Consider the following 13107-nt stretch of genomic DNA (forward strand, 5'->3'; position numbering starts at 1 on the left):
TGGAACTTTCATCAGATGAATAATCTAAGAACGATGATTGAAACGTATTTGTAAATTAAGGACAAGCTATTTTGGAAAGAGGTAAATAGCTGACTTATTAATAAGAAACGAAAAATAATAATGAACTTTGAGATGAAACAACATTGTTGCGTAAAATGCGATGTTGGAGGAGGACAATAGAATGGACTTACTACAACTATTTAAACTACAAAAAGAATTAGATGACCGTATTGTGAAAGAACATGACTTACAACCGAAAAAATTGTTAAAAGAAAAAATGTTAGCTCTTCTTGTAGAAATTGGAGAACTTGCAAATGAAACACGTTGTTTTAAATATTGGAGCAATAAACCAGCATCAGAGCGTGAAGTAATATTAGAAGAATACGTAGATGGTTTGCATTTTATCTTATCAATCGGAATCGATTTAGGAATTGATAAAAACTTCTTATTCTATAAATGTGCACAAACGAATAAAACACAAGTGGAAATTTTCTTAGACACATATGCGAAAGTAATTCGTTTTACAGATCAACCATCTATCACGAACTATATTGAATTATTTACAAGCTATCTTCGACTTGGACAAGCACTTGAATTTGAACAAGAAGAAATTGAAAAAGCGTATTTAGATAAAAATGAAGTAAATCATCAGCGTCAAACACAAGGATACTAATTTAATTTTTGAATATTTCAATTTCCTTTTGTATAATAAGGTGACTGAAGAAAAAGGAGGGTGTTGGCAATGACAAAATTAGACGCGACATTGACAATGCTAAAAGAGTTAACAGATGCACGTGGTATTGCTGGTAACGAGCGTGAACCACGTGAAGTAATGAAGAAATATATTGAGCCGTTTGCGGACGAACTTTCTACTGATAATTTAGGAAGTTTAGTTGCGAAAAAAGTTGGGGAAGAAAACGGCCCGAAAATTATGGTTGCAGGTCATTTAGATGAAGTTGGCTTTATGATTACGCAAATTGATGACAAAGGCTTCCTTCGTTTCCAAACAGTTGGTGGCTGGTGGTCACAAGTTATGCTGGCACAGCGCGTGACAATTGTAACGCGTAAAGGAGATGTAACAGGTGTAATTGGTTCAAAACCACCACACATTTTACCTCCAGAAGCTCGTAAAAAGCCAGTTGATATTAAAGACATGTTTATCGATATTGGTGCTTCTAGCCAAGAAGAGGCAATGGAGTGGGGCGTAAGACCAGGAGATCAGGTTGTACCTTACTTTGAATTCCAAGTAATGAAGAATGAAAAGATGTTACTTGCAAAAGCATGGGATAATCGAATTGGTTGTGCAATTGCAATTGACGTATTAAAACAATTAAAAGATGAAAAACATCCAAACGTTGTATACGGCGTTGGGACTGTACAAGAAGAAGTTGGTCTTCGTGGTGCGAAAACATCTGCAAACTATATTAAGCCAGATATCGCATTCGCTGTAGATGTTGGTATTGCTGGTGATACACCAGGTGTAACGGCAAAAGAAGCGCAAAGTAAAATGGGCGATGGACCGCAGATCATTTTATATGATGCTTCTGTTATTGGTCATACAGGTTTACGTGACTTTGTAGTTGATGTTGCTGATGAATTACAAATTCCATACCAGTATGATTCTGTAGCCGGCGGTGGAACAGATGCAGGAGCAATTCACATTTCTGTAAACGGTATTCCGTCTATGGCGATTACGATTGCGACACGCTACATTCATTCTCATGCGGCAATGTTACACCGTGATGACTATGAAAATGCAGTGAAGTTAATTGTAGAAGTTATTAAACGTCTTGATAAAGAGGCTGTACATAACATTACATTTAATTAATAGAAAAAAGCGAAGGATAACCTCCTTCGCTTTTTCCATTTTTAAAACGGTCTTTCTAACCCTGCTGCAGTATGGGCTCCTAAAATAATTAAGCGAGTTAATTGCATTGCCATGAAATGTGGGGTATAAATCATGCCTCTTTTTAACCATGACATAATCATTCCGATATGAGCGCCTGTAACATAACTAATAAGAATATCACGAGGGACCATAAGGTCTTCATCATCTGGCTGGGAAATAGATAAGCTTAATGTTAAATGTGTTTGAATTGTTTTCATCATTTTATAAGAATAGTTTCCAGTTGCCTTATCGCCGAGCATAACGTTATAGAAATTAGTATTTTCTGCGATATGCTCAAACAAAGCTAAAAAAGTTGGATGCGGTGAATCAAAAGTGAGCTGAAAATCTTCTTTATTTCGATTTTGTGGTTTAATTACTTCAGCTAATTTTTCTAGCATTTCTTCTATGCTTTTGTCTAATAAATCATATTTATCATGGTAGTGGCTATAAAATGTAGCGCGATTTACAGGGGCACGTTCCGCGATATGTTGCACAGTTACATTTTCGAAGCCCTTTTCGCCTACTAAAGCGACAAAAGCATCCTGTATGAGTTGTCTTGTTCGTTTTACACGTGGATCATTTGTATTTTTAATAGACATTTTTACTTCACCTCGTTTAATTTTTTTAACTTAAACAACACATATATAGTGTAATGTTGCTTAAACAACATATAGGTTTAAATTGTTGGTTGTAGATTCGGGATAATTATTTATAATTATAAATGATAGTCCTTTAGAAATCAGCACCGCTAGGATGCAGACAAAACATAGTTTGCGTCGTAAAAGGTGTGCTTTTTTTGTTTAAAGGTTAATATAATTAACAATTAAACAATATAAACAATAAGGATGTAAATAGTTTAGAAAAAAATTATATGCGATATAAGGAGAGGAATGCAATGAATCAGTTTCGAAGAATGGTAATTATCAACATTATCACATTAATTGTATTAGTTGGCGGCGGTATCGGCGGTTATTACTACTACAATCAAGCAGAAAATTATTTAAAAACAGACAATGCAAAAATTGACGGAAAGGTAATTCCGATTGCATCACCAGTAGCAGGTAAGTTAACAGACTGGAAAGCTGAAGTAGGAAAAAACTACAATGAAAACGATAAATTAGGTGCTGTCACTGTAGCGGGAGCAAATGGTGAACAAACAGTAGACGTAACAATTCCGCAAAATGCTACAGTTGTACAATCAAATGCAACAACAAATGCGTTCGTTGGAGCAGGTAGCCCAATTGCATACGCATTTGATATGAGTAATTTATGGGTAACAGCAAACATTGAAGAGACAACTATTGATGATGTTCAAAAAGGCCAAACAGTAGATGTGTATGTAGACGCATACCCAGATACAACGTTAACAGGGAAAGTAGAACAAGTTGGATTAACAACAGCGAATACATTCTCGATGTTACCATCAAGTAACGCAACAGCGAACTATACGAAAGTAAAGCAAGTTGTACCAGTTAAAATTTCTTTAGATCATAGTAAATCAGTAAATATTGTTCCTGGAATGAATGTGTCAGTTCGTATTCATAAGTAAGGGGGAGATGAGATGTCCTCAATTGCAATTGTAGGATATGCACTATTTTGTATAATCGTCTTCTTCCTTGTAAATCGTCTTTTACGAAAGAAAAAAACGAATATGGGAGAAGAACAAGTCCCAGCCGTAAGTAAAATAGAGGTAACTAAAGCAGAAACAGAACTTGAACAAAAACAAGAAATAGAAGCTTCTAACGTAGTGGAATTAGAAACAGGAAAGCAAGAGCAAGTAAAGCAGGAAAAAGAAATGCTGAAGAGACAATTGCCGGTAGAGAATGTGAATGTAAAGGCAGTTGTAGCTGTATTAATTCTTGGTATGTTCGTTTCTATTTTAAACCAAACAATCATTAATGTTGCATTGCCTCCATTAATGAACGAATTTAACGTATCAACTTCAACGGCCCAATGGTTAATTACAGGCTTCATGCTTGTAAACGGAATTTTAGTACCGATTAGTGCCTTTTTAGTTTCACGATTTACGTATCGTAAATTATTCGTAGCGGCAATGTTATTTTTCACGGTAGGATCTATCATTTGTGCTACATCAGGTAACTTTACAATGATGATGACGGGCCGCATTATTCAAGCGGTCGGTGCAGGTATTTTAATGCCGGTTGGTATGAATATCTTCATGACATTATTCCCGCCTCATAAGCGCGGAGCAGCGATGGGATTACTAGGGGTAGCAATGATTTTAGCGCCAGCTATAGGACCAACTGTAACAGGTTGGGTAATTGAAAATTATAGCTGGAACTTAATGTTCTACGGTATGTTTGTGATCGGTTTAATTATTACGTTCTTATCTTTAAAATTCTTCACACTAGCACAGCCGGTGTCTAAAACTAAGTTAGATGTATTTGGTGTTATTAGTTCAAGTATTGGACTAGGTAGCTTATTGTACGGATTTAGTGAAGCTGGAAATAATGGCTGGACTAGTGCAGAAGTTATTATAACACTTATCATCGGTGTCATTGGTTTAGCAGTATTTATTTGGAGAGAGTTAACAACGGACAATAAAATGCTTGATTTACAAGTGTTTAAATATCCAACGTTCACTTTCACATTAGTAATTAATGCAATCGTAACGATGGCATTATTCGGAGGTATGTTATTACTTCCAGTATATCTGCAAAATATTCGCGGCTTTACGCCGATGGAATCTGGTCTACTACTCCTTCCGGGATCATTAATTATGGGGATTATGGGCCCAGTTGCAGGTAAACTATTTGATAAGTATGGTATTCGTCCGTTAGCAATTGTCGGATTAGCCATTACAACATTTGCGACATATAAATTTACAACGTTATCAATGGATACACCGTATAGCGTTATTATGACGGATTATATTATACGTTCAATTGGTATGTCATTCATTATGATGCCAATTATGACAGCTGGTATGAACGCATTGCCGATGAAATTAATTTCTCACGGTACAGCAACGCAAAATACGTCAAGACAAGTAGCTGGTTCAATTGGAACAGCGATACTAATCACACTTATGACGCAACAAACTACTGCTCACGTAGCGGATTATGGCAATATGTTAACAACGTCAAACCCAATTTTAGTTGATAAAGTACACGGTATGGGCCAAAGCTTAGCGGCATTAGCCGGGTCAGCTCAAGCAGGAGATGCGATGAGTACGCAACTATTATTCGGACAAATTTCAAAGCTATCTGCAATTAACGGTATTAACGATGCCTTCTTAATTGCAACGATATTAGCAGGTATTGCTTGGGTGTTATCGTTCTTCTTACCATCAGGCAATAAACGAAATAGAAAAGCAGGGAATTAATTTCCCTGCTTTTCTATGTTTTTATGTAGTTAAATATAAAAGATGATAAGCAGTCAAAGAGCATAATCCCGTTATAAACAAAATTATCCCCATAGAACGAATATGTGTGAATTGTCTTCCGCTTATAATAGCTAATAGTCCAGCTAAAGAGAAGAGACACCAATATAAAGTTCCTGAAATGGGGAGCATCCGCTCTAAATCTATTCCATAACCTATACAAATGATAGGAACAACGATAAGCAATATGCTAATCAATCCTGCTATGAATGTAAAAAAATTTCGATATTTAATTCCAGCAACAATTAAAAAAATGCCCACGATGACTTCACATAGCATCAAAATAGGGCCTAAGATAATCCAAACTAACAATCCGGTAACTTCCATGTGTAATAACTCCTTAACGAATGAAATATGAATCAGGCATAGACATGAGCTGATAACAAATAGCTGCGAACAGTCCTACCGAGAAAATAATGAATCCCATATTACGTATACTTTTAATTTTTGAAGGTGCCCCATTAATCCCTGCTAATAAACCAGCTAGAGAGAAAAGCACCCAATATAGAACCGCTGGAATATGAAGAATATCCTCTCCGCTTATACCTTTGTTCAAAAAAATAAAAGGCATTATAACGAATGAGCAGCAAATAATCCCCATTAAAATAGCAAGGAATTTACGATGAATAATTCCGGTTACCACTAAAAAAATACCACCAGCAATTCCGCACAACATGAGAAGCGGCATAAAAATCATCCAAATAATACTGAACATATACAAACTCCTTTATATTAATTAAGTAATATTTTACTACATGAGGTTTATTTTGGATATCTTTAATGAATATGAATAACTTGATAGGAATGTATGGATGATGTGTTATTAGCTCTTTGAAAAGCTAGGGGATAGTGTGATGGGAGAAGAGTTTGAAGCTGTTATAAAAGAGTAAAGAGAGGTAGCGTGATGATACCTCTTTTTTACGTTGAAAAGGCGATTATATTAGTCAAAATATGTAATAGTATAGCTGGAATAATAGATTTAGTTTGTTTGTACAATAAACAAGCAAATATTCCCGTCATAAATGCGCTAACCATAATTCCCACAGAGTACGTATGAGCAATACCGAAAATTAAACTTGAGAGAATTACAGCTGGCCAAATGGTAAACTTCTCTTCGAAAAAACGAAGAAGAATACCTCTGCACACAAGCTCTTCAAAAATAGGTGCAAAAATCCCACCAGCTAGAAGTAAGAGAAGTGGATAGTGCTCTAGTGTTGAAAGTTGCAATGCATCAGACTGTTCTTGTACGGATGAAGGGAATGATTTATCTAATACAAACATATCTACAAACAGGGTGAGTACATAATAAATGAGAACATAGATGTACATCTGAAAAGATTTTAAAACTCGAAAATCGAATGTGGGTAATACTAGTTCTTTCAGTGGTTTATATTTCATGATATATACGATTAGTAAAAGTAGGGCAACTAATTCATAACTTACATTTTCTATAGATTCAAGCAAAGGTTTATTTGTATCTGGGTTAATGTATCCATATAACTCAATAGGTAAAAATGTAAAGAGTATATTTATTAATGAGAGACATGGAAAGAGAATGAATAAAACTCCAAGAAATTGTAACCATGACATGGAGTTTTTCTGTTCGTGTGGAATTTGTGCAGCGGGTTGCATATGTTCAAATCACCTCTTTATATTTATATATAAAATTATAGTTGATTTGAATTTGGAATGTTACGTTTAAATATTACATACAAGATTTAAATTTGAAATATTCCGTGTGTTTTTTAGGGGGAAATAATAAAAGAGGTATCACCCTATAGTGATGCCTCTTTCTCAATGATAACTATGTTCTGCTTTGGGATTCGATTTCGATTGCTCTATTTGTAATTCACGCTCTACCAATCGGTCTAATTGCTGAATTGCTTTTAGTGCCTTTTCATAAGAAATAGTTCGGTAATGGTGTGCTCCGCCCGGTTCTTCATCGGCTTCATCTGCCCACTTAATAATGTTTTGTAGAGGTGTTCTTTCAAGTGATTGTTCTACTAGGAAAGAATCAGTATGCAATAGAATTGCAACAGAAATTTCTTTTGCTAGTTTTGGATGTTCTCCTAGTCTAATAAGCAACTTGTGAGCTCTTTCCGCTCCTTTAATTGCATGTATATCATTCTTTTTATATAAGTCATAGTCCCATTCGCCGCCTGTGTACCATGTATGATGTCCGATATCGTGAAGGAAACCAGCCTTTGTCGCAGCATCGACTGAGGCGTGATGCTTTTTGGCTAAGTGAAACGCATGGTAAGCGACAGCGATCGCGTGGACCATTCCAGAACGATTTACATATTTTTGTGTAATGTGGTGTTTAAAAATTTGTTCAAGCGTAATACGGTGCATAAAACATTCACTCCTTTTATCTAATGGTGTATATGAAGAAAATCGATCGGTTTAAATGTATTTTGAACATTGTACTCCATCAATCAGCGTTAGTAAAGTAGAAATGTTTAGGAGAAGAAAAATTTTATAGACATAAAAAGATCACCTTAATTTTTTCTAAGGTGATCTTTTTATTGTTTATTTTTTTAATCCTTGCTCCAGTGTTCCTAACATTTCGTGTTTTTCATTTTCATCAGCATTTTTCCAAATGACTTCGAATAAAACGCCAAGACCTGGAAGCATTTTTTCTTCACCGCTTTGAATTGCATCGACAATCGTTTCTTGTAATTGGTCTTGTGAATTTCCAGATACATTTGCTAATACAGCGCCGCGTAAATTAAAACTCATTATCTTCACCTCTTCTTCAGAATTGAAACTGACGTTAGTTTTTGTTCTTTTTTATGTAAATATGTATGAAAAATAGGCTATAATGATAAGACAAGAAGAGAGGGAAATACATATTATGAAAAACATTGATTCAGTACAGAACCCGCGTGTGAAGCAGTGGAAAAAGCTGCAGACGAAAAAAGAGCGCGATAACAAAGGTTTATTTTTTGTAGAAGGATTCCATTTAGTAGAGGAAGCGTTAAAGGCAGGAGTTGTAACAGAACTTATCGTTTCAGATCAGACAGATCTTCCGAAAGATTGGACAGTTAATGATGTTGAAATGTATATTGTGCCTGAAGCAATTGTAAAAGTACTTCGCGAAACAGAAACAACGCAAGGCGTATTTGCTGTTTGTGAGAAACATGAGAAAGAAGTAGCTCTTACTGATGGGAAATTTCTTTTATTAGACGGCCTTCAAGACCCAGGTAATTTGGGAACGATTATTCGTACAGCTGATGCAGCTGGTATTCATGCCGTTGTGCTTGGAGAAGGGTGCGTTGATGTTTATAATAGTAAAGTATTACGCTCTACACAAGGTTCTATTTTTCACTTACCGATCGTAAAAGGGAACTTAGAAGAATGGGTAGACAAGTTAAAAGAAAATAACGTCCCTGTATATGGAACGGCTCTTGAGAATGGAGTTCCATTTGGTGAAGTAACACCGGCTGGAAGTTTTGCATTAATTGTAGGAAATGAAGGAAGCGGCGTACGCCAAGAAATTCTTGCGAAAACGGATCAAAACCTGTATATTCCGATTTACGGCGGGGCAGAATCATTAAATGTTGCGGTTGCAGCAGGGATTTTAACGTATTATTTACAAAGCCCAGTTGCGAACAAATAAAAAACTTCTTATAATAAGTTGAAGTATATGTTTGTAATGAACATACAATAAAAGTTAAATAACGAAAAACGTTGATAGAGAAGAGTAGCTTACAAAATCGCCATATAGGGAGAGAGTGCCGTAGACTGAAAGCATTCTTATGGTAGATGGAAGTGAATTCACCTCTGGAGTTGGCGCCAGGACCATTTATATGTAAAGGCGTTCCGGTCAGAATTGATCGTTATAACTAATGAGTGGGCAGACATGTTCTGTCAATTTAGGGTGGTACCGCGAATTTACCTCGTCCCTTTTTGGGAGCGAGGTTTTTTTATTTTTAAAATTAGGAGGGTTCCAAATGGAAGCACGTTTAAAAGAGCTAAAGCAAAAAGCGTTAGAGCTTATTGAAGAAGCGAAAGAGCTAAAGGGCTTAAACGACGTACGCGTAGCGTATTTAGGGAAAAAAGGTCCAATTACAGAAGTATTACGCGGCATGGGAAAATTATCAGCAGAAGAGCGTCCACGTATGGGAGCATTAGTAAATGAAGTACGTGAAGCGATTCAAACGCGTCTAGAAGACAAAATTGGCAACTTAGAAAAAGCAGTAATTGAGGCGAAATTAGCTACTGAAACAATTGATGTTACACTGCCAGGTCGTCCTGTTGAAACAGGTTGTCACCATCCGTTAACAGCAGTTGTTGAACAAATTGAAGATGTATTCATCGGTATGGGTTATGAAGTAGCTGAAGGAACAGAAGTAGAAAAAGACTACTACAACTTCGAAGCATTAAACTTACCGAAAGATCACCCAGCGCGTGATATGCAAGATACATTCTATATTACAGAAGAAACGTTATTACGTACACATACATCTTCTGTGCAAGCACGTACGATGGAAAATAATAAAGAAAAAGGCCCAATCAAAATTATTTGTCCTGGTAAAGTGTATCGCCGCGATGACGATGATGCGACACATTCACACCAGTTCATGCAAATTGAAGGTCTTGTAATTGATAAAAACATTCGTATGAGTGATTTAAAAGGTACACTGCAAGTATTCGTGAAAAAGATGTTCGGTGAAGACCGTGAAATCCGTCTTCGTCCAAGTTTCTTCCCATTCACAGAGCCATCTGTAGAGATGGATATTTCTTGTATGATGTGTCACGGTAAAGGTTGCGGCACTTGTAAAGGAACTGGCTGGATCGAAATTTTAGGCGCAGGTATGGTTCACCCGAACGTACTTGAAATGGCTGGTTATGATTCAAAAGAATATCAAGGTTTCGCATTTGGTATGGGCGCAGAACGTATCGCAATGTTGAAATACGGCGTAGATGACATTCGTCATTTCTATACAAATGATGTACGTTTCTTACAACAATTCAAACGAGCGTAAGGGAAGGAGAGGATAAATATGTTCGTATCATATCGTTGGTTACAAGAGTATGTAGATATTAAAGATGTAACAGCACAAGAACTAGCAGACAAAATCACGAAAAGTGGTATTGAAGTAGAAGGTGTTGAAGTATTAAATAAAGGTGTAAAAGGTGTTGTAGTTGGTCACGTATTAGAATGTGAAAAACACCCAGAAGCTGATAAATTAAGCAAATGCTTAATCGATATCGGTGAAGAAGAGCCAGTTCAAATTATTTGTGGAGCTGCTAACATTGCAAAAGGTTTAAAAGTACCAGTTGCAAAAGTTGGCGCTGTACTTCCTGGTAACTTCAAAATTAAAAAAGCAAAACTACGTGGTGAAGCTTCTCACGGCATGGTTTGTGCTCTTCAGGAGCTTGGCATTGATGGGAAATTAGTTTCAAAAGAATACGCAGATGGTATTTTCATCTTCCCAAGTGACGCTGAAGTTGGTGCAGATGCACTTGAAATTTTAAACTTACATGATGAAGTACTTGAGCTTGGTTTAACACCAAACCGTGCAGATTGCTTAAACATGTTAGGTGTTGCATATGAAGTAGCTGCTATTTATGGCCGTGAAGTAAAACTTCCGGCTATCGACTTACAAGAAACAGCAGAAAAAACTTCTGACTACATTTCTGTAAGTGTAGAAGCGAAAGAAGAAAACCCATTATATATTGCAAAAATGGTGAAGAACGTAAAGATTGGTCCATCACCAATGTGGATGCAAACGCGCCTTATGGCAGCTGGCATTCGTCCAATTAGCAATGTAGTTGATATTACAAACTACATTTTAATGGAATACGGTCAACCGTTACATGCATTCGATTACGATAAATTAGGTTCAAAAGAAATCGTTGTTCGTCTTGCAAAAGAAGGCGAAAAAATTGAAACGCTAGATGATCAAGAGCGTACGTTACAAGAACATCATCTTGTAATTACAAACGGTACAAAAGCTTTAGCTGTTGCTGGTGTAATGGGCGGAGCTGATTCTGAAGTTACAAATGAGACGGTAAACGTTTTAATCGAGTCTGCATACTTTGCAGGTCAAACTGTACGCCGTACATCAAAAGACTTAGGTCTTCGTAGTGAATCAAGTGCACGTTTCGAAAAAGGAATCGACCCAACACGCACATTTGAAGCGATTCAACATGCAGCTGCTTTAATGGCAAAATACGCTGGCGGTGAAGCACTTGAAGGTGTAGTAGAAGCTGATAACTTACAAGTAGAAGAGCGTACAGTATCTGTTACAGCTGAGAAAGTCAACCGTGTATTAGGTACAGATATTTCTGCAAGTGAAATGGGTACAATGTTCACAAACTTAAAATTCCCATTTACAGAAGTAGAAGGAACATTCCATGTAAATGTACCAGCACGTCGTCCTGATATTACAATTTCAGAAGACTTAGTAGAAGAAGTAGGTCGTCTGTACGGTTATGATCACATTCCAGTTACATTACCTTCTGGAACGATGACACGTGGTAAATTAACATCAGCACAAACGAAACGTCGTAAAGTACGCCGCTTCCTAGAAGGCGCTGGTTTATATGAAGCAATCACGTATTCATTAACAAGCGCTGACAAAGCGAAACAATACATGGTTGAGCCGAATGAAAAAGCTCCTGTAAATCTTGCGCTTCCAATGAGCGAAGAGCGTAGCCAACTTCGTTTAAGCTTAGTGCCACAATTGTTAGAAGCAGTTTCATACAATGTTGCACGTAAAAACGACAGCGTTGCTTTATATGAAGTAGGTTCTATCTTCTTACCAACTGAAGCAGGAGAGCTTCCGAAAGAAGAACAACATCTTGCAGGTGTTATGACAGGTCTTGCTCTTCACCATGCATGGCAAGGTGAGAAGAAAGTTGTAGACTTCTTCGTTGTGAAAGGTGTGCTAGAAGGATTATTCGACGTACTAGGCGTTGCAAACCAAATCACATATGCACCAGCAAAACGTGAAGGTATGCATCCAGGCCGTACAGCTGACATCGTATTAGATGGTGAAGCAATCGGGTTCATCGGTCAATTGCATCCGGAAACAGAAAAACAATTAGATGTGAAAAATACATTCGTATTTGAATTATCTCTTGCAAAAGTATTCGGTGCAGACGCTGAAGAAACTTACTACTCAGCAATTCCACGTTTCCCATCTATGACACGTGATATGGCTGTTGTAGTAACAACAGAAACAAAAGCTGGTGAAATGAAGCAAGTCATTGCTGAAGCTGGCGGAGAACTTCTAAAAGAAGTAACACTATTCGACTTATACGAAGGTGAAAAAATGGAAGAAGGCAAGAAATCACTTGCATTCTCTATGAACTACTTCGATGCAGAACGTACATTAACAGACGAAGAAGTAACAGAAGCACATAGCCGTGTATTAACAGCGGTAGAAGAGAAATTTGGTGCGGAGTTACGTAAGTAATTGAAAATTGCCGGATTTAATTCCGGCAATTTTTTTATTGGAGCGGTTGTCGAGTGTTATCGGTAATTCGATATATTATAAAAATCGCCGATATATAGCAAGGTATCTTGCATCTTTCCCTCGAATGTAGTACATTAATTTTAGTTTAACAAAACGAAAGACGATGATAAGGAAAAGTAGTATATACTATAATCCAAAGCGAGTCAGGGGCGGTGAGAGCCTGATGAGGCGGTATATGTGAAGAACACCTTGGAGTTGCTAACCGAAATTGAAACTTGTATTCAAGAGTAGACTTAGACGGGAATCCGGCCTGTTACAAACCGGGAAGTATGTATTACATACGAGTTAAAGTTGGTCTTTATGACAAATTGGGTGGTACCGCGAAGTTT

The 13107-nt window shown here is 36.9% G+C and carries 13 protein-coding genes and 2 other annotated features (1 of these 15 cut by a window edge); of the genes, 7 read left to right on the plus strand and 6 right to left on the minus strand.

Annotation, left to right across the window (positions count from 1 at the left end):
* The first annotated feature begins 181 nt into the window (after positions 1 to 181).
* Positions 182 to 673, plus strand: a complete 492-nt coding sequence (locus tag QCI75_RS04455) for a dUTP diphosphatase (RefSeq protein WP_000365057.1) — start codon at positions 182 to 184, stop codon at positions 671 to 673.
* A gap of 69 nt (positions 674 to 742) precedes the next feature.
* On the plus strand, positions 743 to 1828 hold the full coding sequence (locus tag QCI75_RS04460) for a M42 family metallopeptidase (protein ID WP_002173699.1): 1086 nt from the start codon (positions 743 to 745) through the stop codon (positions 1826 to 1828).
* Between the two features lie 41 nt (positions 1829 to 1869).
* On the opposite strand, the gene QCI75_RS04465 is transcribed toward QCI75_RS04460, so the two are convergent.
* Positions 1870 to 2487, minus strand: coding sequence for a TetR/AcrR family transcriptional regulator (locus tag QCI75_RS04465; protein WP_000023663.1), 618 nt, complete (start codon positions 2485 to 2487; stop codon positions 1870 to 1872).
* A 296-nt stretch (positions 2488 to 2783) separates the two neighbouring features.
* Here QCI75_RS04465 and QCI75_RS04470 point away from each other — a divergent pair, with 296 nt between their 5' ends.
* Positions 2784 to 3437: an HlyD family secretion protein gene (locus QCI75_RS04470; protein ID WP_001071405.1), complete on the plus strand. Its 654-nt coding sequence runs from the start codon at positions 2784 to 2786 to the stop codon at positions 3435 to 3437.
* A 12-nt stretch (positions 3438 to 3449) separates the two neighbouring features.
* Entirely contained in the window at positions 3450 to 5234 is a 1785-nt protein-coding gene (locus QCI75_RS04475) for a DHA2 family efflux MFS transporter permease subunit (RefSeq protein ID WP_353760003.1), read from the plus strand.
* 21 nt (positions 5235 to 5255) lie between these two features.
* Here the strand turns inward: QCI75_RS04475 and QCI75_RS04480 are convergent, their stop codons facing one another.
* The 5 genes from QCI75_RS04480 to sspI all read right to left on the minus strand — a co-directional run bounded on the left by QCI75_RS04480 (position 5256) and on the right by sspI (position 8030).
* Positions 5256 to 5618, minus strand: coding sequence for an ammonia permease (locus tag QCI75_RS04480; RefSeq protein ID WP_144505154.1), 363 nt, complete (start codon positions 5616 to 5618; stop codon positions 5256 to 5258).
* Positions 5619 to 5631: 13 nt separating this feature from the next.
* Entirely contained in the window at positions 5632 to 6006 is a 375-nt protein-coding gene (locus QCI75_RS04485) for an ammonia permease (RefSeq protein ID WP_144505152.1), read from the minus strand.
* Positions 6007 to 6209: 203 nt separating this feature from the next.
* Entirely contained in the window at positions 6210 to 6923 is a 714-nt protein-coding gene (locus tag QCI75_RS04490) for a CPBP family intramembrane glutamic endopeptidase (protein WP_144505150.1), read from the minus strand.
* 162 nt (positions 6924 to 7085) lie between these two features.
* A complete protein-coding gene (locus tag QCI75_RS04495) occupies positions 7086 to 7643 on the minus strand; it encodes an HD domain-containing protein (protein ID WP_144505148.1) in 558 nt (185 codons plus the stop codon).
* Positions 7644 to 7820: 177 nt separating this feature from the next.
* Positions 7821 to 8030: a small acid-soluble spore protein SspI gene (gene sspI / locus QCI75_RS04500; RefSeq protein ID WP_000009511.1), complete on the minus strand. Its 210-nt coding sequence runs from the start codon at positions 8028 to 8030 to the stop codon at positions 7821 to 7823.
* A gap of 82 nt (positions 8031 to 8112) precedes the next feature.
* Between sspI and QCI75_RS04505 the strand changes: the two genes are divergently transcribed.
* From QCI75_RS04505 to pheT, 3 genes are all read left to right on the plus strand, one after another.
* Positions 8113 to 8910: a TrmH family RNA methyltransferase gene (locus QCI75_RS04505; RefSeq protein ID WP_144505146.1), complete on the plus strand. Its 798-nt coding sequence runs from the start codon at positions 8113 to 8115 to the stop codon at positions 8908 to 8910.
* A gap of 62 nt (positions 8911 to 8972) precedes the next feature.
* Positions 8973 to 9201, plus strand: a binding site (T-box leader).
* 43 nt (positions 9202 to 9244) lie between these two features.
* Positions 9245 to 10279 carry a phenylalanine--tRNA ligase subunit alpha gene (gene pheS / locus QCI75_RS04510; protein WP_000388220.1) on the plus strand — a complete coding sequence of 345 codons (1035 nt, stop codon included), beginning with the start codon at positions 9245 to 9247 and terminating at the stop codon, positions 10277 to 10279.
* Positions 10280 to 10297: 18 nt separating this feature from the next.
* Positions 10298 to 12718, plus strand: a complete 2421-nt coding sequence (gene pheT / locus QCI75_RS04515; RefSeq protein WP_144505144.1) for a phenylalanine--tRNA ligase subunit beta — start codon at positions 10298 to 10300, stop codon at positions 12716 to 12718.
* A 154-nt stretch (positions 12719 to 12872) separates the two neighbouring features.
* Positions 12873 to 13107 (plus strand) — a binding site (T-box leader); it runs 17 nt beyond the window's last position.

Source organism: Bacillus cereus group sp. RP43, assembly GCF_040459645.1.
Lineage (GTDB): Bacteria > Bacillota > Bacilli > Bacillales > Bacillaceae_G > Bacillus_A > Bacillus_A mycoides_C.